Genomic DNA, 22,322 nt, shown 5'->3' on the forward strand with positions numbered 1-22,322 from the left:
CTAGTCGTCCGACAGGTCGATGTCGACCTCGGCGGACAGGCCGACCCTCAAGGGGTGTCGCGCCAGTTCCTTGGGGTCGAGCGCGATGCGCACGGGCAGGCGCTGGACGACCTTGATCCAGTTGCCGGTCGCATTCTGGGCGGGGATGAGCGCGAACGCCGCGCCCGTGCCGCCGGCAAGGCCGGCCACGCGGCCATGATAGACAACGTCGCCGCCATAAATGTCCGCCGTCACCCTGGCGGGCATGCCGGGACGAACGCGGCGCAGCTGCCGTTCCTTGAAATTGGCGTCGACATAGACGCGGCCTACCGGAACGATGGTCATGATAGGCGCGCCCTGGGTCACGCGCTGGCCGACCTGAACCTGGCGGCGCGCGACGATGCCGTCGATCGGCGCCCGGATGACGGCCCTGGCAAGATCGAGCTGGGCGGATTCGAGCCGCGCCTTGGCTCCGAGCACCGCAGGGTCGGTTTCGATGGTCGATCCGCTGACCAGCGCGTCGTTGGCGGCCAGTTCGCCCGTCGCGACGCTGCGCGTCGCCTGCGCCTGCTTTATCCCCGCGGCAGCCAGATCGAGCGCGGCGCGGGCAGCGGCGTAGGATTTGCGCGCGCTGGTCAGTTCGTCGCCCGAAACGGCGCCGTCGGGCGCCAGCTTTTCGCGACGCTGCAGGTCGATCCGCGCCTTGTCGAAATCGGCCTGGGCGCTGACCAGCCTGGCCTGCGACTGGGCGATGTCGGCGGCGCGCGCATCGACCTGGGCGGACAGCGCGGAACTGCTCGCCGTGGTCTGGCGAAAGCGGCGGCGCGCTTCGGCGAGGTCGGCCTGTGCCTGCGCGACGGCGATGCGGGCATTGGTGTCGTCGAGCCGGGCCAGGACCTGGCCGCGCTTCACCTGCTGGGTATCGCTGACTTCAACCGCGATCACCTGCGCCGACAGGAGCGGCGTCACCAGCGCCACTTCGGCGTTCACATAGGCATTGTCGGTGCTGACATGGTCGCGGCCGACGAGCAGATACCAGGCCGTCCACAGCAGGGCGCCCACGAGGACGGCGACCCCAAGCCGGGTCAGCCACAGGCGGCGCTTTGCCAGGCGTTCGGCCTTGGCCGCGGCGGCAAGGTCCTGGTCCGGCGCCGCTTCATCGGCTCGCTCGATCGGTGATGCGGCGTCAGCCATTGGGGTCATCCTTGAGGGTAGAGAGATCGCCGACCGCAAAGCCCCCGCCAAGCGCCCGGACCAGCGCAACGTCGAGCGCGAAAGCGCGGCTGTCCAGCGTCGCGACCGCCTGTCGCGCCTGGAGCAGCTTTTCCTCGATCGTGAGCACGGCGATATAGGTTGAAAGGCCGCCTTCATAGCGTTTGCGCGCAATGGCGTAGGCGTCTTCGGCTGCGGCCAGCGCCGCGCGGGATTCGGCGAGCCGCCGGCCCAGCATCTGCTGGCTGGTCAGGACATCGGCGACATCGCGATAGGCTTCCACCACGGCGCGGTCATAATCGGCGACCGCTTCGTCATAGTCCGCGCGCGCACCCCGATACTGGCCGGCCAGCGCGCCGCCGCGAAAGATCGGCAAGCTGACGGCGGGGCCGACGCTGCCGAAGGTGGAGCCGGATTTGACCAGATTGTCGAGGCCCAGGCTCTGCATGCCGACCAGCGCGCTCAGGTTGATCGCCGGGAAGAAATCCGCGCGCGCGACCCTGATCCGGCTGGCGGCCGCCTGTGCGCGGGCGCGGGCGGCGGCGATGTCGGGCCGGCGGCCGACCAGATCGGTGGTGACGCCGGCCGGCAGGCCGCGCGGGGCCAGCGCGGCAAGGGTGGGGCGGGTGATGGCCAGCCCCCGGTCGGGCCCGGCCCCGATCAGCGCGGCGATCTGGTTGCGGCGCAGGGCGATGGCTTCGTCGGCGGCCGCCAGATCGGCGCGCGCGGCCGACGCGCCTGAATCGGCCTGGCGCAGGTCGCCGCGCGTGTCGAGCCCGGCGCTGACGCGGTCATCGACCTGCTTGCGCGTCGCCGTGCGGATAATGAGCGCCGATTGCGCTATGTCGCGCACGGCATGGAGCTGCGCGAGATCGGCATAGGCGGTAGCTATGCCGGTGGTCAGCAGCAACCGCGCCTGACGCGCGTCGATCTGCGCCGCGACCGCTTGCGATGTCGCGGCCGCCAGCGCGGCGCGGTTGCGGCCCCACAGGTCGAGATCGAAATCGAGACGGAGCGCTGCCTGACCGGTATCCTGCCAGCCCTGCGGCAGGAAATTGCGAGGAAAGCCATTATTGTAGCTTTGCTTTTCCAAGCTGACGTCGCCCTGCGCGTCGAGCGTGGGCAGCAGCGCCGCGCCGGCCTGTTGCGCATAGGCGGTTGCCTGGCGAAAGCGCGCGGCAGCGGCAGCGAGATCCGGCGAACCTTGCAGCCCTTCGGCGATCAGGTCCGACAGTTGCGCATCGCCATAGCCGATCCACCAACTGTCCTGCGGCCATTGGGCGGATGCGGGCGTCAGGCTTTGCGAGGCAGCGACGGTGTCGGCGGCGCGCAGGCCGGGCCGCGGGCCGACATCGGGGATCGACGCGCATGCCGCCAGGTGCAGCATGGTCGCAGGCGCGATGCAGGATAGGATCTGGCGGAAAGGAAAGGCGACCATGGACGACTGCACCGGATGATATGATGCGGCAATTGCCCGCGCCGACGGCCGCTTGTCAAGAAAAATACCGTACTATATGGTATGAAGCATGGGGCAAATTGACGAACGCGGAAACGGCAGCCGCCGCGAAGCACGGCGGCAGGACCGTCGCGACGCGATTCTGGCGGTGGCGGCGCAATCCTTCCTGACCAATGGCTATGCCGGCACGACGATGTCGGCGATCGCGGCGACGCTGGGCGGGTCGAAGGGCACGTTGTGGAGCTATTTCCCCTGCAAGGAGGCGCTGTTCGCGGCGTTTCTGGAGCGGGCGACCGCCGCCTATCGCGGGCGTCTGTCGGAGATATTCGATCCGTGCGGCGATCTTCGCGCGACGCTGACCCGCTTTTGCGCGAGTTTGATGGAGCGAGTGATGACGCCCGAAACCATCGCGCTGCACCGGCTGGTGGTCGCCGAAAGCGGGCGCTTTCCCGAGATCGGGCGGATCTATTATGAGCGCGGCCCCCGCATCACCCAGACGATGTTGACCGGCTATCTGGAAGGGGTGATGGCGCGCGGGCTGGTTCGGCGCGATGACGCGGGCGCGGCGGCGCGCGCGCTGATCGGGCTGTGCATGGCGAGCTATTATCAACAGGTGCTGACCGGCTGGGTCGATGCGGTGCCGCCCGAACAGATCGAGCGGGAAATCGATCGCGCGGTCGTCCTGTTCCTGCGCGCCTATGCCCTGGATCAAGGGGAGGATCGACGGTGACGACGGAGGATATGGAGGCCGGGTCATGCGATGGTCCCGCGTCCCACACCTATGTTTCGCAACGGCTCAAGCTGCATTATGTCGACTGGGGCAATCACGGCGCGCCGGTGGTGGTGCTGATCCATGGCGGTCGGGACCATGCGCGCAGCTGGGACGACGTCGCGCGCGGGCTGCGCGACCAATGGCATGTCGTCGCGGTCGACCTGCGCGGCCATGGCGACAGCGACTGGTCGCCCGACGGTGCCTATACCGCGCCCTACATGGTCACCGACCTGGCGCAGCTGATCGACAGGTTCGGCCCGGCGCCGGTGTCGATCGTCGCCCATTCGCTGGGCGGATCGCTTTCGCTGCGCTACGCCGGCATCTTCCCCGAGCATGTCCGGCGGATCGCCGCGATCGAGGGCGTGGGACTGAATGACGAGGACGCGCGCAAGCCGGCGGTCGAACGCTGGCGGACCTTTGTGAAGCAGAGGGCGGCATCGAGCGCGCGGTCGCATCGCCGCTATGCGACGCTGGACGAGGCGGTGGCGCGGATGAAGGCGAACAATGTCCATTTGAGCGATGCGCGGGCCCGCCATCTGACCACCCATGCGGTCGTCCGCAACGCAGACGGGACGTTCAGCTGGAAGTTCGATCCCTTTTCCGTCGCCGACTATCCCGATGATATCAGCAATGAGGAGCGCAAGGCGCTGTGGCGGCGGATCGACTGTCCGGTATGGCTGGTCCATGGCGCGGACAGCTGGGCGAAGCATCCTGGCAAGGACGGGCGCGCCGACATCTTCGCCAAGGCGCATGTCACGAGTTTCGAGCGGGCCGGCCATTGGGTGCATCATGACCGGCTGGATGCGTTCGTTGCCGAATTGCGCGCGTTCCTGGCCTAATCCGCGAAGCCCGCGGGTTCCGCCCAGTCGGAGTGGACGAAGGCCATCGCCTTGAACAGCGTGCCCATCTGGTCCGGGTCGGCGAGGCGAGAGCGGGCGGCTTCGATCGCCGCCGCGCTATCGGGGCGGGCCTGCGCCAGCAGCGCCGCGCGTACATCGAGGCCCAGGCGACGCAGGAAATCGCCCTGGCCGACGGGACCCAGCAACTTGAGCCCCGCCTGCCGCGCCATGTTGCCGATAACGGTAAAATCGACATGGGCCGTCAGATCGCACTCTCCGGGGTCGCGGAACGGATCGGTAAAGCGATGATGGCGCACCGCCTGTAGCGTGTCGCCGATCGCCGGGCCTTCATAGCCATAGTCGATGATGATCGCCGCGCCGCCCTGCCGGGCGATGCGGTTGGCGAGCGTCAGCGCGATCGTCGCGCCTGCCGGAGGGCTTTCCAGAATGGCGCCGGCGGGGGCATCGGCGGCAAGCGGCGGAAGGCCTTCGCTGATCTGGCGGTAGCCGGGCATGGGAAGGAAGATGAGGCCGTCGTCGCTCTCGCGCCGGATGACCACTCTTTCGCGCCATTCATCGCCGGTGCGGACTAGCTGGCGGATCGGCAGCGCGTCGAAAAATTCGTTCGCGACCACCAGCAGCGGCCCTTCATCGGGCAGGCTGTCGAGATCGCCATGATGCGTGACATGGGGGATAAGGGCGCGCTGGCGTTCGCGCAGGGCCGGACTGGTTTCGACGAAATGGACGCGCGGGGCGAGCGCCGCACCTTCCATCGCGCGCAGCGCGTCGGCCGCCAGCGTGCCGCGCCCCGGCCCCAGTTCGACATAGAGCGGCGCGGGACGGCGGCCCGATCGCATCCACAGGTCCGCCAGGCACAGGCCGACCAGTTCGCCGAACATCTGGCTGATTTCCGGCGCGGTGGTGAAATCGCCCGCCACGCCCAACGGATCGCGGGTGGCATAATAATGGACGTTGGCTTCCGCCATATAATGGGCGACCGAGATGGGCCCGCCCGCGTCGATCTGACGCGCGAGGCGGCGGCCCAGGGGCAGGTGGTCAGCCGACACTGGCCCCGCCCGCGATCGGCTCGACTCGCATGCGCCGCCCCTTTGCGGTCGCGATCAGGTACAGGCCGGCCAGGATCATCGGCACGCACAGCCACTGGCCCATGTGCAGCCCGGTACGGGCGGCGAATTCCATCAGCTGGGCATCGGCTTCGCGGACATATTCGACGCCGAAGCGGAAGCTGCCGTAGAAGAACAGGAACAGGCCGACGAGCATGCCGGGCTGATAGCGGGCCCTGGTCTTCCAGAAGGCGAAGGCCAGGATCGCGAACAGGACGATCCCTTCCAGCGCCGCTTCGTAGAGCTGGCTGGGGTGGCGGGCGAACGGGCCGCCGGTCGGGAAGACGATGGCCCAGGGAAGGTCGGTTTCCTTGCCCCACAATTCGCCGTTCACGAAATTGGCGAGCCGGCCGAAGAACAGGCCGAAGGGCACGCAGCAGGCGACATAATCATGCACGCGCAGCCAGGACAGGCCATCCTTGCGCGCAAGGTAGAGAACGCCCAGCGATACGCCGATCACGCCGCCGTGGAAGGACATGCCGCCATTCCACAATTTGAAGATATCGAGCGGCGTTTTGAGGATTTCGGGCTGGTAGAAGAGCACATAGGCGAGCCGCCCGCCCAGGATGATACCGAGCGTCGCATAGAAGATCATGTCGTCGGCATGGCGGCGGGCCATCGGCGATCCGGGCTGGCGGATCAGCCTGAGCAGATACCAGTAGCCCACCATGATGCCGGCCAGATAGGCCAGGCTGTACCATTTGAGCGTGAAGAAACCGAGGTCGAGCGCGACGGGGCTGAGGCCCAGGCTTTCGAATTGGATCGCGCCCGATGCGGCGGCGGCCAGGTCCAGGATCAAGATAGGCTCCCCGAAATTTGCGCCTGCATAGAGAAGTTGCGCGGCAAACCCAAGGCCGTTCAGCACGCGTTCGTGCCGGACCTTGCGCTTTGGCGAACGCCCGCGCGGCCGTTGCGGGCCAGTTGCGCCTTGAGCGCTTCGGGCCGGGGCGCGACGAGGAAGCCGAAGCTGACCGTGCCCTGCCGGGTTTCGACCGCGTGGTGCAGGCGATGGGCCTGGACGATGCGCTTCATATACGGGCCGCGCGCGACATAGCGGTGGGGCACGCGCCGGTGGACGATGATGTCGTGAAAGCCGAGATAGATCGCGCCATAGGCGGCGATGCCCGCGCCAACCGCCGTCGCCCAGTCGCCCCAGCCCAGTTGCACCCCGCCCAGCAACAGCAGGATGGAAGGCGCGGCGAAAATCACGAAATAGAGATCGTTCGCTTCCCACATGCCGGTACGCGGGCGATGATGGCTGGCGTGCAGGAACCAGCCAGGGCCATGCATGACCCAGCGGTGCATGACATAGGCGAACCCCTCCATCGCGGCGACGGTGGCGAGAAAGAGGAGGATGAGGACCAGGGTGGGCATGGTGCTATTTAGGCGCTTGCGGCGAATTTGTAACGGCAAAACGCATTGGTTGGCCCTCTCCCAACGTCGCTTGGGCCAGCCAGCCTTCAACCGGAACCGTTCGCCCTGGGCCTTTCGTCTCCGCTCAGGAAAGAGTTTCGACTTCGCTCAGCCCGAACGGACGCAGGATATGCTGACGGTGCGTCGGCAAGGCCGGATGCGTCAGACCAGCCGGCTCTGCTTGACCGCCGCCTCGATGAAGCTGGCGAATAGGGGGTGGGGGTCGAAGGGTTTGGATTTGAGTTCCGGGTGGAACTGGACGCCGACGAACCAGGGATGGTCGGGCCGCTCGACGATTTCGGGCAGGGTTCCGTCGGGCGACATGCCCGAGAAGATGAGGCCGCCGCGTTCCAGCGGTTCGCGATAGGCAGCGTTGACTTCGTAGCGATGGCGGTGACGCTCGCTGATCCGGGTGTCGCCATAGATCGCGGCGACCACGCTGTTGCCGGTCAGGTCGGCCGGATAGGCGCCGAGCCGCATCGTGCCGCCCAGGTCGCCGCCCTCCATGCGCTTCTGCAGGCCTTCGGCGCTCATCCATTCGGTGATCATGCCGACCACGGGTTCGGAGGTTTCGCCAAATTCGGTGGTCGAGGCGTTGGCGATACCCGCCGTGTTGCGCGCGCCTTCGATGCAGGCCATCTGCATGCCGAGGCAAATGCCGAAGAAGGGGACATTGCGTTCGCGCGCGAAGCGGACGCTGGAAATCTTGCCTTCCGATCCGCGCACGCCAAAGCCGCCGGGCACCAGGATGCCGTGCATCGGTTCAAGGCTGGCGACGATATCGTCGCCCTTTTCGAACAATTCGGCGTCGATCCACTTGATGTTGACCTTCACCCGATTGGCAAAGCCGCCATGGGTCAGGGCCTCATGCAGCGATTTATAGGCGTCGGGCAGGCCGACATATTTGCCGACGACGCCGATCGTCACTTCGCCTTCGGGATTCTGCTGGCGATCCATGATGTCGTCCCAGCGGGCGAGCGCGGGTTCGGGCGCGTCCTCGATGCCGAAGGCGCGCAATACTTCAGCGTCCAGCCCCTCGGCATGATATTGGGCGGGAACGCCGTATATGCTGCGCGCGTCGAGCGCGGGGATCACCGCTTCGGGGCGGACGTTGCAGAACAGCGCTATCTTGCGCCGGTCGCTGTCGGGCAGCGGATGTTCGCAGCGGCACAGCAAGATGTCGGGCTGGATGCCAAGCGATGTCAGTTCGCGCACGCTATGCTGTGTCGGCTTGGTCTTCAGTTCGCCCGCCGCGGCGATATAGGGCACCAGCGTCACATGGACGAAGATCGACCGGGCGCGCCCCAGATCGTTGTGGAGCTGGCGGATGGCTTCCATGAACGGCAGCGATTCGATGTCGCCCACGGTGCCGCCGATCTCGCACAGCACGAAGTCCAGATCGTCGGTGTCGGCGGTGGCGAACGCCTTGATCTCGTCGGTGACGTGCGGGATGACCTGGACCGTCGCGCCCAGATAGTCGCCGCGCCGTTCCTGGGTGATGATCGTCTGATAGACGCGGCCCTGGGTCACATTGTCCGACTGGCGCGCCGACACCCCGGTGAAGCGTTCATAATGACCCAGGTCAAGATCGGTCTCGGCCCCGTCGTCGGTCACATAGACCTCGCCATGCTGATAGGGCGACATCGTGCCCGGATCGACATTGAGATAGGGGTCGAATTTCCGGATTCGCACGCGATATCCACGCGCTTGCAGCAGTGCTGCAAGGGATGCGGCCATCAGGCCCTTACCAAGCGAGGAGACCACGCCGCCGGTGATGAAAATATACCGCGCCATGGGAGAAGGGGCTTAGCCTTTTAGAAACGAGTTGGGCAAGCGCGCGAATCCCTTCGCACGCGAAAAAAGTTGGCGACGATCCGTTGGGGATCAGTTGGCGAGCGGCACCGCGCCGTTCGTCGCCGCGTCATCGCCGACAGCCTGCGCTGCGCCCGCGAGCGGATCAGCCGCGGCGGGCTGCGCGTTGCCGGCCGGGAGATTGCCCGCCGGCTTGCTGAGCGAGGTGTCGATGGTGCTGGGCGCATGGCGAACCGACGCGATCACCGCGAGCGCGATCGACAGGCCGACGAACAGCGTGGCGAGGATGGTCGTCGCGCGGGTGAGGAAGTCCGCCGCGCCGCGCGCCGACATCAGGCCCGCCGGGCTGCCGCCGACGCCAAGGCCCCCGCCTTCCGACCGCTGCATCAGGATGACGGTGACGAGGCAGGTGGCGATGATAGCCTGAACGACGAGGAGGAAGGTGAACATGCGACGGTGGTGCCTGTGATGGAATTGTTGCCGGGCACATAGCGGGGAAGGGGGCCGGGGGCAACCGGAACGGCATATCCCGTCGTTCAGCCGGCGGCCTCGATCACCGGCGCGAATTTCGCGGCGGTCAGGCTGGCGCCGCCGACGAGGCCGCCGTCAACATCGGCAATCGCCATCAGTTCCGCCGCATTGTCGCCATTCATCGACCCGCCATAAAGGATCCGCATGCCATCGGCCTGTGTGCCGATGCGGGTTGCGAGCGCGGCGCGCAGCGCGGCATGCATGGCGGCGACCGCGTCCATGGTGGGGATGCGGCCGGTGCCGATCGCCCAGATCGGTTCATAGGCGATAGCAAGCCAGTCGGCGGCGGCGCCGTCCGGCAGCGAGGCGAGCAACTGGCGCGACACCACCGCTTCGGCATCGCCGGCGTCGCGCACGGCCAGGCTTTCGCCCACGCACAGGATCACCTTGAGGCCGGCGGCGCGGGCGGCGAGCGCCTTGGCGGCGACATCGGCGTCGCTTTCGCCCTGGTCTTCGCGCCGTTCGCTATGGCCAACGATGGTGGAGGTCGCGCCCGCTTCCGTCAGCATCGCCGCCGACAGGCAGCCGGTATGCGCGCCGCTGTCCTTCATATGGCAGTCCTGCGCGCCGATGAAGGCCGCGCCGCTGACGGCGCTGGCCTGTGCGATCAGGGTCGCGGGCAGGCACAACCCGACATCGACCGACGGATGGGCGGCGGCGAACGCGCCGATCGCCTCGACTTCGCCCAGTTGCGCCGCCAGGCCGTTCATTTTCCAGTTGCCGACCACCAGCTTGCGCCTGTCCATACAGTCCCCCGCATAAGTTCGATTCCCGATGCGCCTTGCCGATGAACGGGCGATACGGGTTTGTCCAGCCCTGCACTTGCCGCCGCTCGCCCGGCCCCCTAAAGGGTCCCTTCACTCAAAGGCCCCGCGCCTTAGATATGCTCCGGGACGTGCAATGCTGAATGTCTTCCGCCGTTTCATCCGTTCCAGGTTCGGGGCGGTTTTCGCCATGTTGTTCCTGGCAGTGATCGCCTTTGCATTCGTTGCCGGCGACCTTAGCAGCGGCAATGGCCTCAGTTCCCTTACCGGCAGCGGCGGCACGGCGGCGCAGGCCGGCGGGGCAAAGCTGAGCCAGGCGGATTTTCAGGCGCGGGTGCAGCGCGTTTTCGAAACCGAGCGCAAGAGCAATCCGGGGATGCAGATCAGCGCCTTCCTGGCCCAGAACGGCGCGGGGCAGGTCTATGACCAGATGGTCGCGGCGCTGGCGCTCAAGGCGTTCGCGGACGACCAGGGCGTGCATATATCCAAGCGGCTGGTCGATGCGCAGATCGCGCAGATCCCTGCCTTTCAGGACGCAGCGGGCAATTTCAGCCCCGAGCTGTTCCGCCAATTGCTCGCGCGCGAACGGATCACCGAGGCGGCGCTGCGCGACGACATCACTCGCGAGATATTGGCGCGCCAGTTGCTGGCGCCGGCAACGCTGGGCGCGCGACTGGCCGATTCGATGGTGCTGCCCTATGCGTCGCTGTTGCTGGAAGCACGGCAGGGCACGATCGCGGCGATCCCGGCGATGGCGTTCATCGACGACAAGGATCCGAGCGATGCGCAGCTTGCCGACTATTACAAGCGCAACGCCGATCGCTTCACCATTTCCGAACAGCGGCGCATCCGCTACGCGGTGATCGACGCGGAGCGGTTCGTTCAGGCAGCGACGCCATCGCCAGCCGATATCGCAGCCTATTATAACCAGAACAAGGCGCGTTACGCCGCCAGCCAGACACGCAGCATCGAGCAACTGGTGCTGCCGACACAGGCGGCGGCCACGGCGATCGCCGATCAGGTCAAGGGCGGCAAGTCGCTTGCCGATGCCGCAAGGAGCGCCGGCCTGTCGGTCTCGAAGCTGGAGTCGCAGAGTCGCGAGACGCTCGCCCGCGCATCGTCCAGGGCCGTCGCCGACGCGGCGTTCGGCGCCGCGCAGGACAGGCTGGCGGGGCCGGTGCGCGGTCCGCTGGGTTGGGTGCTGCTGCGCGTCACGGACGTTCAGGCCAGGCCTGCACGGACGCTGGATGCGGTCCAGGCCGAGATTGCCGCCACGCTCCGGGACCAGAAGCAGAAGGCGCTGTTGAGCGAATTTACCGGCAAGCTGGAAGATGCGGTCGCCGAGGGCGGCACCTTTGACGAGGTTGTGCGCGACAACGGGCTGAAGCTCGAAACGACGGCGCCGGTGGTGGCGACTGGCCAGAATGTCGACGACCAGGCGTATAAGCTGCCGGCGGACGTCACGCCGCTGTTGAAACCGGTATTCGCCATGGGTGCCGATGACGACGCGCAGCTTGTGCCGATCACCGCCGATAAACGCTACGCCCTGGTCGCGCCGGGCGATATCATCGCCGCCGCGCCGCCGCCGCTCGCCAAGGTGAAGGCGGCGATACTGGCGCAGTACAAGCTCAATGCCGGCAACGCCAAAGCCAAGGCGCTCGCCGAGCAGATCAGGGCGAAGGTGGCGAAGGGCGAAAACCTGGCCCAGGCAATTGCCGCAGCCGGCGTTCGCCTGCCCGCGCCGCAGACTGTGGGGGGCAAACGCGCCGATGTGATGCGCGGCGACCAGCGCCCGCCAGCCGAGATCGCGATGCTGTTTTCAATGGCGGCAGGCAGCGTCAAGACGCTGCCGATCGGGCAGGATCGCGGCTATTTCGTGATTCGTCTGGATGGCATCAAGCGCGGTGACGCGGGCAACCAGCCCGAATTGCTGGCGCAGGTGCGCGACCAGCTGGGGCAAGTGGTCGGCGCGGAATATGGCCAGGGCCTTGAGCGCGCGATAGAGAAGCATCTGGGCGTGACGCGCAGCGCGTCGGCGGTGGCCGATGTCGAAAAGGCGCTGGCCGCATCCAACAACGCGGGCCAGTAAGGCCGTGAGCGGGGCTACGGACGGCGTGGAAACAGCGCGCGCGGCGCTGGCGCAGGGGCGCTCCGGGCTGGTATGGCGCCGGCAGATCGCCGATACCGACACGCCGATTTCCGCCGCGCTCAAGCTGTTCGAGGCCGATCGCGGCGATTTCCTGCTGGAATCGGTCGAAGGCGGTGCGGTGCGGGGACGATACAGCCTGATCGGGCTGGCGCCGGATCTGGTATTCCGGGCGCAGGGCGAGAAGGCGGAAATCAACCGCGCCTGGGCGAGCGACCGCGATGCGTTCGTTCCGCAGGAGGCCGCCACGCTCGCCGCGCTGCGCGCCCTGGTCGCCGAGTGCCGCGCGGAGATGGACCCGGCGCTGCCGGCGGCGCTGGCCTGCCTGGTGGGCTATTTCGGCTATGAAACGGTGGGGCTGGTCGAGAAACTGCCGCGCCCCGCGCCCAATCCGGTCGCGGTGCCCGACATGCTGTTCGTGCGGCCCACGGTAATCCTGGTGTTCGACCGGCTGGCCGATGCCCTGTTCCTGGTCGCGCCGGTATGGGCGGGGTCCTTTGCCGATCCCGACCGGGCGGTCGACCAGGCGCTGGAGCGGATCGACGCGGTGGCCGCGCGCCTGGCTGCGCCCTTGCCGGTGGCGCTGCCCCCCGCCGACATCGCCGACATCGTCGTGACGCCCATTCTGCCCGAGGGGCGCTATGCGCAGATGGTGCAGCGGGCCAAGGATTATATCGTGGCGGGCGACATTTTTCAGGTCGTGCTGGCGCAGCGTTTCACCAGCCCCTTCACCCTGCCGCCGATCGCTTTGTACCGTGCGTTGCGGCGGATCAACCCGTCGCCCTTCCTCTATTATCTCGACCTGCCGGGCTTTGCCCTGATCGGGTCAAGCCCAGAGATTTTGGTGCGTGCGCGCGACGGCGACGTGACCATCCGGCCGATCGCGGGCACGCGGCCGCGCGGCAAGAGCGCGGTCGAGGATGCGGCAAACCGCGAAAGCCTGCTCGCCGATCCCAAGGAGCGGGCCGAACATCTGATGCTGCTCGACCTTGGTCGCAACGATGTCGGCCGGGTGGCGCAGGCGGGCAGCGTGACCGTGACCGACAGCTATACGGTCGAATTCTACAGCCATGTCATGCACATCGTGTCCAACGTGGTGGGACGGATCGCGCCCGGCAAGGATGCGCTCGATGCGCTGTTCGCAGGGTTTCCGGCGGGCACGGTGTCGGGCGCGCCCAAAGTGCGCGCCTGCGAGATCATCGCCGAACTGGAGCCGGAAACGCGGGGCGCCTATGCCGGCGGGGTCGGCTATTTCGGGCCGGACGGCAATATGGACAGCTGCATCGTGCTGCGAACGGCGCTGGTCAAGGATGGCGTGATGCATGTCCAGGCGGGCGCGGGCATCGTTGCCGACAGCGTCGCCGAATATGAACAGCGCGAGTGCGAGGCCAAGAGCGGCGCGCTGCTGGCGGCGGCGCGCGAGGCAGTGGCGCTGGCCCGGCAGGCGGGTTTCGGGCAATAATCCCTGGCGCTAGGCGCCTTGGCCGTCGCTTTCCGCCGGCGCGGGAGCGGCTGCGCGGTCGTCGTGGATGACGCGCTGCGGGTAGGGAATGGTGATGCCATGCGCGCGGAACAGATCCCACAGCCGGTTGAGAACGTCCGACTTCACATTGCCGACGCCGCCTTCGGGGTCGCTGATCCATACCAATATGTCATGTTCGACCCGGCTGTCGCCAAAGCCTGTCAGCCAGACATTGGGCTTGGGATTGCGCAGCACGCGCGGACTTTCCAGCGCCGCGTCCAGCATCAGTTGCTGCGCGAGCCTGAGATCGCTGTCGAAGCTGACGCCGACCGAAATGCGCACGCGGACATTACGGTCGGAATAGGACCAGTTTTCCACTTCCTGCGTCATCAGGTTTTCGTTGGGGATCAGATGTTCCTTGCCATCGCGCGTGATGACCGAAACGGCGCGCACGCCGATCTTGTTGACCCAGCCGAAACTGTCGCCCACGACGATGACGTCACCCGGCTTGATCGACCGGTCCATCAGCAGGATGATCCCGGCGATCAAATTGCCGAACGTCTTTTGCAGGCCAAAGCCGACCGCCAGCCCCAGTGCGCCTGAAAATACCGCGAAGGCCGTGAGGTCGATGCCCAGCAGATCAATTCCGACGAAGAAGGCGGCGACGATCACCGCGATCGCGGCGAGCTTTTGCGCCAGCAGCTTCTGGGTCGCATCGAAGCCCTGCGTCCGGTCGATACTGCGGCTGACCACCCGGTTGGCGAGGCGCACGGCGGCGAACAGGGCGATGCAGGTCGCCGCGATCGTGACGATCCCCAGCAGCGTGATGCGCCGTTTGCCAAGGTCCACGCCGATCCCGTCGAGCATCGCCCCGACCGGAGCCAGCCCGCCGCTGCTGCTCGACAGGATGGTCACGAACAGGAGAAGTGCGAGCGGTGCGACCGCCCAGCGCGGCATCGCCAGCGCGTCCATGATATGGCTGACAAGCAGCGCGGTGACGAAGGCCAGCGCCGCGCCCAGCAGCAGATGTGCGACCGGCCCCGCGGGCCAGGCCAGTAGCGCGATGCCGATCAGCAGGCTGGCGATCATGTGACGCAGCGTCGGCCGCAGGTGAATGTCCATCGCCGCGCTGACCTGCGGCATGCGCCGGGCGATGCGCGGCGTCAGGAAGCGGGCGAGCGCAGCGGCGATCAGGTAGAGCGCGATCCCCAATGCCAGCGCCATCAACGGCTGGACGATAGCGGGATCGCCCGGCACGCGCTGAAGCAGGCGGGCGAGGGGTATCGTCATGCGCGCGCGCGGAAGCGGGCCAGGCCCGCGTCGAGATCGGCGATCAAGTCGGCGGGGTCTTCCAGCCCGATATTGAGCCGCACCATCGGCCCTTCTGCCTGCCAGCGGGTCGCGCTGCGATGGCGGGCCGGGTCGACCGGCAGCGCGAGGCTTTCAAAGCCGCCCCAGCTGTAACCGATGCCGAAATGGGCAAGCCCGTCGATCAGCGCGGCGCGAGCGGCTTCGTCGCCTCCGTTGAGCACGAAGCTGAACAGGCCGCTGGAGCCGCTGAAATCGCGCGCCCACAGATCATGGCCGGGGCAATCGGGAAGAGCCGGGTGAAGAACGCGCGCAACTTCCGGGCGGGTGGCCAGCCAGCGCGCGATGTCGAGCGCGCTCGATTGATGCTGGGCGAGGCGGACGCCCAAGGTGCGCAGGCCACGCGCCGCGAGCCATGCGTCGTCGGGGCTGGTCATCTGGCCGAACAGCCAGGCGGTCTGACGAACTTGGGGGAACAGGCCGGCGGTGGCGGTGACGCTGCCCATCATCACGTCGCTGTGGCCGACGATATATTTGGTGCAGGCGAGGATCGAAATGTCGACGCCGTGGGACAGGGCGGGGAAAAAGAGCGGCGTCGCCCAGGTATTGTCGATCAGGGTGACGATGCCGCGATCCCTGGCGAGGGCGGTGATGGCCGGGATGTCCTGCACTTCGAACGTCAGGCTGCCGGGGCTTTCGAGGAAGATGGCCCGGCTGTTGTCATGAAGCAGGCGATCGATCGCGGCAAGGTCGCAGGGATCATAATAGATCGTGTCGATGCCGTAAGGCCTGAGCACCTGTTCGCAGAAATTGCGGGTGGGGTCATAGACACTGTCGACCATCAGCAGCCGGTCGCCCGGTCGCAGCACCGCCATCAGCGCGCCGCTGATCGCGGCGACGCCCGAGGGGTAGAGCATGGTCCCGCCCGCGCCCGGCTCCATTTCGGTCAATGCGTCGGCAAGGCCCCAGGCGGTCGGCGTGCCCTTGCGCCCGTAGGACAGCCGTTCGTGGATATTGGTGCCGACCGCGCGCAGGTGCGCGACATTGTCGTAAAGGATGGTCGAGGCGCGCCAGACCGGGGGGCTGACGATGCCGCCGGGTTGCCCCGGCATGCCGGTCCATTCGCGGCGGCGGCCAGCCTGGGCCAGCTTCGTCAGCGGCCCGCGGTCATCGCGCTCCTTGCCCCCGGTCATGCCGGACCGGTCGCCTTGGGCGTGGCCGGGTCCATGCCCCATTCGGCCCAACTGCCGTCATAGAGAGCGACGTCGGTCTTGCCCAATGCGGCCAGTCCAGCCAGCAGGATCGCGGCGGTGACGCCGCTGCCGCAGGTGGTGACGAGCGGACGATCGAAGTCGACCCCCGCGCCTTCAAAGGCCGATCGCAGGGCAGCGCCCGATTTGAGGCTGTTGTCCGGGTTGAACAGCGCCGAATAGGGCAGGTTCATCGAACCGGGGATGTGGCCCGAAGCCATGCCGGGACGCGGTTCGGCTTCGGCGCCGGTGAAGCGGCCCGCGCCGCGCGCGTCCAGCACCTGTTCCGCGGCGCTTGCGACATTGGCGATCATCGCCGCCTTGTCTCGGACGCCGTCGGTCGTTCGGCAAGCGACGGCGTTGCCCGGCGGCGGGCTGGCCGCGCCGCTTTGGGTCGGCCGCCCTTCGGCAAGCCATTTGGGCATGCCACCGTCGAGGATCGTCGCGCCCGCGCCCAGGCCATACAGCCGCATCATCCACCAGCCGCGCGCCGCGCTGCGGATCGGGCTGTTGTCATAGACGATGATGCGGCTGTCGGCGTCTATGCCAAGCGCCCGCATCCGTTGCTGCATCACATCGTCAGGCGGCAGCATATGCGGGGCGGGGTGGTCGGGATCGACCAGCGTGTCGAGGTCGAGAAACACCGCGCCCGGAATATGCGCCGCTTCGAATTCGGCGCGCGGATCGCGCGGGGTGCCGGGCAGGAACAGCGTGGCGTCGACGATGCGCAGGTCCGGCTTGCCCAGTTCGCTCGCCAGCCAGTCGGTGGAAACCAATATGTCCATGATCCGCTTCACCCCACACGCCTCATACTGCCCTGTCTCTTACGAGCGGCAGGCGGGCGTGGAAAGAGGCGCTGCGCGCAAAGCGGTCAGGCGTCGATCGTGAAGCCGGTGGCGCGGCCGCCGGGGCGAGGGAACTGGCGCGGCCCCTGATCCATGCGCAGGGGCGCGAGGCGCGGGGCGGGCGGGTCCTGTTCCTGGCCGACTATCCACGCGCCGCCGCTGCGTCCGCCCTGCGCGGCGTCCCAGCGATAATGGACGTCGAAGGCGATCAGCGGGATCAGCAGCGCCCGGTCGCCCAGCGGCACCGGAACGATCGCCTCATGCGGCAGGCGCAGTTCGCCGGTCAGGCTCGTGACGGCGCCGGGGGGGATTGCGACGACCGAATGCATGACCGATCCGGCCTGCCCCGCGAAGAAGCGCTGGAGCGTATCCTGCTGCTGCGCGTCGGCATTGGCGATGAGGGCATGGATCATGATGTCTTCGGCCGGGGCGTCGCCGTCATTGCGCAGGTCCAGCCGGTAGCCGATCGACGCGCCGGCAAAGGTGAGGCGCGCGGCCTCGATTCGCGTGGTGAGCGCGAGGTGGGGGCGGGGGTCGGTGGCGGCGGGGGATGGGGCCGCGACACCTGGTGGTGCCGGCGCCGGTTCGGGCACGGTAACCGGCGTCGGGGTCGGGATGGGAACGGGTGGCGGCGGATCGCCGTCGAGCGCGTCCGCCGGCGCGGTAGCGGCGGCGCGACGACGCCAGAGCAACCCGCCGGCGAGCACCGCGAGCAGCGCCAGCGCGGCGGCGATCCACCCCCATGGCTTTGAGGGTTCGGGCGGTGCCGAAGGTTCCGGCGCGGCCTCGCGAACCGGAGGCGGAGTGCGGACGGGCTGTTGCGATGCGGCGGCGGGCGGCGTCGGAGCGGGTGCAGCCTCCGAGGCCGGGGCAGGGGTGGCAGGTGTCGCCCGTGCGGGTTCGGCGGATCGTGGCCGTGGCGCGGCTGGGGCTGGGGCGGGCGCAGCGGGCAGCGGGGCGGGCAGGGTTGGCTGGACCCCAGGAGGCGGGGACGCGGGCAGGGACGCGGGCGGCTGAACCGGCGGCGGCGGGGCGTCTGGCGTAGCGGGCGCGCGGAACACGTCGATTTCCGGACCCTGCCGCTCGGGTTGGGCGGGCTGGGCATTGCCGGGCAGCGAGAAGACGGGCGGGGGGGTGGCGTCGCTCTGCTGCCCCAGCGCGGCAGGGGATGTTGCCACGACCAGGGCGGCGCACAAGGAGAAGGACTTAAACCCCATGGGCCTGTTCCAAAGCATGTCCGGCCCTGAACGGCAAGTGAATGGGGGAGGCAGCCGGGACAGCGCGGCATTTGCGCGGGAGCGGGCGATGGCGTAGAGGAGCGCGCCATGACCGACAGCATCCAGCCCCTGCATCTGGGCCAGAACAGCGCACTGCCAGCCAGCCCGGAAGCGGCGCGGCTCGACTATGTGCCCAATCCCCGGCCCGGCCGGCCCTATCTGGTTCGCTTTACCGCGCCCGAATTCACTTCGCTCTGCCCGGTGACGGGCCAACCCGACTTTGCCCATCTGGTGATCGACTATGCACCGGGCGCGATCATCGTCGAATCCAAGTCGTTGAAGCTGTTCCTGGGCGCGTTCCGCAACCATGCCGCGTTTCACGAGGATTGCACCGTCGGCATCGCCGAGCGGCTGGTGGCGGAAATGGCGCCGATCTGGCTGCGCATCGGGGGATATTGGTATCCGCGCGGGGGCATTCCGATCGACGTGTTCTGGCAGTCGGGCGAGCCGCCGGCGGGGCTGTGGCTGCCCGCGCAGGATGTGCCGGGATATCGCGGGCGGGGGTGACGAACCGCTGTCCCCCGGCCTCATGCCTTGGGGACAGCGATCCTATCGGTCAGCCCGGCTGGTCGGCGCGGCTGGCGCCCTGACCGTCGAGGTTGAGCGCGACGAAATCCCAGTCGATCGCGTCCTTCAGCAGCCGTTCGGCATAGTCGGGACGACGGTTGCGATAGTCGATATAATAGGCATGTTCCCATATATCGAGGATCAGCAGCGGCGCGTCGCCATGGGCGACCGGAGTGTCGGCGTCATGATAGCTGGTGACGGCGAGCTTGCCGTCCTTGAGGATCAGCGCCGCCCAGCCGCTGGCGAAATGGCCGACCGCTTCGGCCTTTAGCTTTTCGACCAGCCCGTCGACCGAGCCGAACCCTTGCGTGATGAGGTCGAGCAGCGGACCGCCCGGCTGCTTCTTTTGCGGCGACAGCGACAGCCAGTAGAATGTATGGTTCCAGATCTGGCCGACCTGGTTGAACAGGCCGCCCTTGGCAGTACGGATCAGTTCGACCAGCGACTTGCCCGCAAGCGAAGGGTCGGCGGCGATCAGCTCATTGGCCTTGGTCACATAGGCATTGTGGTGCTTGCCATGGTGATAGTCGAAGGTTTCAGCCGACAAAATCTCGCCGAAAGCGTCCTTTGCATAGGGTAGGTCGGGCAGGACAAAGGCCATGAATAAGCTCCTTGGATCATGGGGGATAGCCGGACAACGATGGTCGGGCCGGAAGGGTCCACGCGCCCTAGCAGCCTCGCTGCGCTGCGGAAAAGCCGATATTTTCTATCAGAGGCGCGGAAATATCCATGTGACAGAGGCGAAACGATGGCTTAGACCTTGGCGTCGGGACCGACACGCGCATCGCGGCGGCCAGAGAAAACGGGGTTGGATACATGGCGAAATTCTTCGGTAATCTGCATCTGGTGCTGGCGGCGGGCCTGGTGCTGGCGTTGGTCGTGATGTTCGGCGCGCATCAAGGGCTGGTCGATGCCAGCAGCATTTTCCGCTGGCTCCATCTGTTCTTCGGTATCGTCTGGATCGGCCTGCTCTATTATTTCAATTTCGTGCAAATCCCGACCATGCCCAAGATTCCGGCCGATCTGAAGCCGGGCGTGTCCAAGCATATCGCGCCGTCCGCGCTGTTCTTTTTTCGCTGGGCAGCGCTGCTGACCGTCATCACCGGCCTGATCGTCGCCTGGCTGGCCGGCTATGTCCATGAGGCGCTGATGCTCAAGGCGCCCTATCAGCTGATCGGCATCGGCATGTGGCTGGCGCTGATCATGGCGGCCAATGTGTGGTTCGTGATCTGGCCCAACCAGAAGAAGGCGCTGGGCATCGTCCCTGCCGACGACGCGGCCAAGGCGAAGGCGGCCGGCGTGGCGATGATAGCCAGCCGCACCAACACGCTGCTGTCGCTGGCGATGCTCTATTGCATGGTGAACTTCAGCTAACGGGCTATTCTTCCCCGCCCCGGACCGCTAGAGCGCGGTTTCGGGGCGGTTAAGGGACAGATAGTGGCGCGCGAAATCACCGGATTTTCCAACCCGCTGGTCAAGCGGGTGCGGGCCTTGCGCGACAAGAAGCATCGCAAGGCCGAGGGGCTGTTCCTGGCCGAGGGACTGCGCATCCTGACCGAGGCGCGCGAGGAAGGCGTGCTGCCCGAAATGCTGTTCCACGCCGGGTCGCCGCACCCGCTGGCCGCCGAGTTGATCGTGGCGATGGAAGCGGCGGGCGGGGATGTCATCGAAACGACCGCGGACATCCTGTCCAAGATTTCGGGCAAGGATAATCCGCAGGCGGTGGTCGGCGTGTATCGCGACCGGTTGACGCCGCTGGCGCAGCTCGACCGGACGCGTGCGGACATCTGGATCGTGGCGCAGTCGCTGCGCGATCCGGGCAATCTGGGCACCATCCTGCGCACCGGCGACGCGGTCGGGGCGGGCGGACTGATCCTGGTCGACGATTGCGTCGATCCCTTTTCGGTCGAATCGGTGCGCGCGAGCATGGGGGCGCTGTTCACCCAGTCGATCACCCAGGCGCGCTGGGAGGACTTTGTGCCGTGGCTGCGCGCGGGCGAAGGGCAGTTGATCGGCACCAGCCTGAAAGCGACGCAGGATTATCAGCAGCCGCGCTACGCGATGCCCGCCTTCCTGCTGGTCGGCAACGAAGCGCAGGGCTTGCCCGCCGACTATGAGGCGCAGTGCGACCTGCTGGTCAAGATGCCCATGCGCGGCAAGGCCGACAGCCTGAACGCGGCGGTGGCGACAGCGGTGATGGCCTATGAACTGCTGAACCAGAAAAGGGCGATGGCATGACGGTGGCGAACGAGGCGGGGATGGGCGCGCTGTGGCGGCACAAGCGGGTGCTGACCGCAAGCCTGGTCGGCACGGCGGTCGAATTCTACGATTTCTACATTTATGCGACCGCCGCCAGCCTGGTGTTCGGGCCGCTGTTCTTTCCCGCCAGTTCGTCCTCCGCACAGTTGCTTGCGGCCTATGGCAGCCTGGCGCTGGCCTTTTTCGCCCGGCCGCTGGGCGCGGCGGTGTTCGGCCATTATGGCGACCGGGTCGGGCGCAAGGCCACGCTGGTCGCATCGCTGATGCTGATGGGCGGATCGACGCTCGCCATCGCCTTCCTGCCGACCTATCAGTCGATCGGCTGGTGGGCGCCGTTCATCCTGTGCGTGCTGCGCTTTGGCCAGGGATTTGGCCTGGGCGGGGAATGGGGCGGCGCGGCGCTGCTGGCGGTCGAAAATGCGCCGCCGGGCTGGCGCGCGCGGTTCGGCATGTTCCCGCAACTGGGTGCGCCGGTGGGGTTCCTGGCCGCCAACGGAATGTTCCTGCTGCTGGGCGCATTGCTCAGCGAGGCGGAGTTTTTCGCCTGGGGCTGGCGCATTCCGTTCCTGGCCAGCGCGATCCTGGTGATATTGGGGCTGTGGATCCGGCTGAAGCTGACCGAAACGCCCGAGTTCGCCGCGGCGCAAGCGGCAGCGCCGCCGCCCGCCGTGCCGCTGGCGAGCCTGTTTTCGCATCATCTGGGGGCGGCGATCGCGGGCACCTTTGCGGTCGTCGCCTGTTTCGCCGTCTTCTATATCGCCACCGCCTTCGCGCTTGGCTATGGCACCGCGACGCTCGGCATCGACCGCGAGATATTTCTGGGCCTGCAACTCGGCGCGATCCTGTTCATGGCGACGGGGATCATCCTGGCCGGCTGGTGGGCGGACAAGTCGACGCCGACCCGCGTGCTGGTCGCGGGCTGCATCGGCACCATCCCGATGGGCATCGTCTTCGGTGCGGCGATGGGGACAGGGGCGCTGCTGCCGATCTTCGCGATCCTCAGCCTCGCCCTGTTCCTGATGGGCTTTGTCTATGGGCCGCTCGGCGCCTATCTGCCGGCGCTGTTCCCGACGCAACTGCGCTACACCGGCGCATCCTTTTCATTCAATCTGGGCGGGATCATCGGCGGGGCGCTGGCACCGATCGTCGCCACCTGGCTGATCATGGTGCAGGGCATCGAAACGGTCGGGCTTTATATGTCGCTGGCGGCCGCGCTCAGCCTGGCGGGGTTGTGGTTCACCAGCCGGACCGCGCGCCCTTGACAGGGCCGCATGTCGGCATCGGCGCTGCCCGGCACATATGCGGA

The 22,322-nt window shown here is 67.3% G+C and carries 21 protein-coding genes; 8 read left to right on the top strand and 13 right to left on the bottom strand.

Annotated features, from left to right (window positions below):
- Both WG908_RS14085 and WG908_RS14090 read right to left on the bottom strand, forming a co-directional pair.
- On the bottom strand, positions 1-1,173 hold the full coding sequence (locus WG908_RS14085) for an HlyD family secretion protein (RefSeq protein WP_340187226.1): 1,173 nt from the start codon (positions 1,171-1,173) through the stop codon (positions 1-3).
- Positions 1,166-2,629 carry an efflux transporter outer membrane subunit gene (locus WG908_RS14090; protein ID WP_340187227.1) on the bottom strand — a complete coding sequence of 488 codons (1,464 nt, stop codon included), beginning with the start codon at positions 2,627-2,629 and terminating at the stop codon, positions 1,166-1,168. Before WG908_RS14090 ends, WG908_RS14085 begins: the two co-directional genes overlap by 8 nt.
- An 88-nt stretch (positions 2,630-2,717) precedes the next feature.
- On the opposite strand from WG908_RS14090, the gene WG908_RS14095 reads away from it, so the two are divergent.
- A complete protein-coding gene (locus WG908_RS14095) occupies positions 2,718-3,377 on the top strand; it encodes a TetR/AcrR family transcriptional regulator (RefSeq protein WP_340187228.1) in 660 nt (219 codons plus the stop codon).
- On the top strand, positions 3,374-4,258 hold the full coding sequence (locus WG908_RS14100) for an alpha/beta fold hydrolase (protein ID WP_340187229.1): 885 nt from the start codon (positions 3,374-3,376) through the stop codon (positions 4,256-4,258). The genes WG908_RS14095 and WG908_RS14100 overlap by 4 nt, the downstream gene beginning before the upstream one ends.
- Here WG908_RS14100 and WG908_RS14105 read toward each other — a convergent pair.
- The 6 genes from WG908_RS14105 to tpiA form a co-directional block, all read right to left on the bottom strand.
- A complete protein-coding gene (locus tag WG908_RS14105; protein WP_340187230.1) occupies positions 4,255-5,325 on the bottom strand; it encodes a class I SAM-dependent methyltransferase in 1,071 nt (356 codons plus the stop codon). The genes WG908_RS14100 and WG908_RS14105 overlap by 4 nt on opposite strands.
- On the bottom strand, positions 5,315-6,181 hold the full coding sequence (gene lgt, locus WG908_RS14110) for a prolipoprotein diacylglyceryl transferase (RefSeq protein ID WP_340187231.1): 867 nt from the start codon (positions 6,179-6,181) through the stop codon (positions 5,315-5,317). Before lgt ends, WG908_RS14105 begins: the two co-directional genes overlap by 11 nt.
- A gap of 59 nt (positions 6,182-6,240) precedes the next feature.
- On the bottom strand, positions 6,241-6,756 hold the full coding sequence (locus WG908_RS14115) for a sterol desaturase family protein (protein ID WP_340187232.1): 516 nt from the start codon (positions 6,754-6,756) through the stop codon (positions 6,241-6,243).
- A gap of 201 nt (positions 6,757-6,957) precedes the next feature.
- Positions 6,958-8,589 (bottom strand): CTP synthase, encoded by a 1,632-nt coding sequence (gene pyrG, locus WG908_RS14120; protein ID WP_340187233.1) that lies wholly within the window; start codon positions 8,587-8,589, stop codon positions 6,958-6,960.
- Positions 8,590-8,679: 90 nt separating this feature from the next.
- Positions 8,680-9,057: a preprotein translocase subunit SecG gene (secG, locus tag WG908_RS14125; RefSeq protein WP_340187234.1), complete on the bottom strand. Its 378-nt coding sequence runs from the start codon at positions 9,055-9,057 to the stop codon at positions 8,680-8,682.
- Positions 9,058-9,143: 86 nt separating this feature from the next.
- Positions 9,144-9,884: a triose-phosphate isomerase gene (gene tpiA / locus WG908_RS14130; RefSeq protein WP_340187235.1), complete on the bottom strand. Its 741-nt coding sequence runs from the start codon at positions 9,882-9,884 to the stop codon at positions 9,144-9,146.
- Positions 9,885-10,038: 154 nt separating this feature from the next.
- On the opposite strand from tpiA, the gene WG908_RS14135 reads away from it, so the two are divergent.
- On the top strand, positions 10,039-11,991 hold the full coding sequence (locus WG908_RS14135; RefSeq protein ID WP_340187236.1) for a SurA N-terminal domain-containing protein: 1,953 nt from the start codon (positions 10,039-10,041) through the stop codon (positions 11,989-11,991).
- Positions 11,948-13,510 (top strand): anthranilate synthase component I, encoded by a 1,563-nt coding sequence (gene trpE / locus WG908_RS14140; protein WP_445326728.1) that lies wholly within the window; start codon positions 11,948-11,950, stop codon positions 13,508-13,510. The genes WG908_RS14135 and trpE overlap by 44 nt, the downstream gene beginning before the upstream one ends.
- 9 nt (positions 13,511-13,519) lie before the next feature.
- Here the strand turns inward: trpE and WG908_RS14145 are convergent, their stop codons facing one another.
- The 4 genes from WG908_RS14145 to WG908_RS14160 all read right to left on the bottom strand — a co-directional run bounded on the left by WG908_RS14145 (position 13,520) and on the right by WG908_RS14160 (position 18,130).
- Positions 13,520-14,800, bottom strand: a complete 1,281-nt coding sequence (locus WG908_RS14145; RefSeq protein WP_340187238.1) for a mechanosensitive ion channel family protein — start codon at positions 14,798-14,800, stop codon at positions 13,520-13,522.
- Positions 14,797-16,011: a cystathionine beta-lyase gene (gene metC / locus WG908_RS14150; RefSeq protein ID WP_340187239.1), complete on the bottom strand. Its 1,215-nt coding sequence runs from the start codon at positions 16,009-16,011 to the stop codon at positions 14,797-14,799. Before metC ends, WG908_RS14145 begins: the two co-directional genes overlap by 4 nt.
- The gene (sseA, locus tag WG908_RS14155; RefSeq protein ID WP_340187285.1) at positions 16,008-16,853 is read right to left on the bottom strand and encodes a 3-mercaptopyruvate sulfurtransferase; all 846 of its coding nucleotides are present in this window, start codon (positions 16,851-16,853) and stop codon (positions 16,008-16,010) included. Before sseA ends, metC begins: the two co-directional genes overlap by 4 nt.
- Before the next feature lie 86 nt (positions 16,854-16,939).
- On the bottom strand, positions 16,940-18,130 hold the full coding sequence (locus tag WG908_RS14160) for a hypothetical protein (RefSeq protein WP_340187240.1): 1,191 nt from the start codon (positions 18,128-18,130) through the stop codon (positions 16,940-16,942).
- 108 nt (positions 18,131-18,238) lie between these two features.
- On the opposite strand from WG908_RS14160, the gene queF reads away from it, so the two are divergent.
- Positions 18,239-18,697: a preQ(1) synthase gene (gene queF, locus WG908_RS14165; protein WP_340187241.1), complete on the top strand. Its 459-nt coding sequence runs from the start codon at positions 18,239-18,241 to the stop codon at positions 18,695-18,697.
- Positions 18,698-18,746: 49 nt separating this feature from the next.
- On the opposite strand, the gene WG908_RS14170 is transcribed toward queF, so the two are convergent.
- The gene (locus tag WG908_RS14170; RefSeq protein WP_340187242.1) at positions 18,747-19,358 is read right to left on the bottom strand and encodes a superoxide dismutase; all 612 of its coding nucleotides are present in this window, start codon (positions 19,356-19,358) and stop codon (positions 18,747-18,749) included.
- 215 nt (positions 19,359-19,573) lie between these two features.
- Between WG908_RS14170 and WG908_RS14175 the strand changes: the two genes are divergently transcribed.
- The 3 genes from WG908_RS14175 (at position 19,574) to WG908_RS14185 (ending at position 22,278) form a co-directional block, all read left to right on the top strand.
- Positions 19,574-20,131 carry a urate hydroxylase PuuD gene (locus WG908_RS14175; RefSeq protein WP_340187243.1) on the top strand — a complete coding sequence of 186 codons (558 nt, stop codon included), beginning with the start codon at positions 19,574-19,576 and terminating at the stop codon, positions 20,129-20,131.
- Positions 20,132-20,194: 63 nt separating this feature from the next.
- Complete coding sequence (locus WG908_RS14180; protein ID WP_340187244.1) at positions 20,195-20,995, top strand: TrmH family RNA methyltransferase; 801 nt, start codon at positions 20,195-20,197, stop codon at positions 20,993-20,995.
- Positions 20,992-22,278, top strand: a complete 1,287-nt coding sequence (locus tag WG908_RS14185) for an MFS transporter (protein WP_340187245.1) — start codon at positions 20,992-20,994, stop codon at positions 22,276-22,278. Before WG908_RS14180 ends, WG908_RS14185 begins: the two co-directional genes overlap by 4 nt.
- Positions 22,279-22,322: the final 44 nt, after the last annotated feature.

The sequence above is a fragment of the Sphingobium anseongense genome, from assembly GCF_037725245.1.
GTDB lineage: Bacteria > Pseudomonadota > Alphaproteobacteria > Sphingomonadales > Sphingomonadaceae > Sphingobium.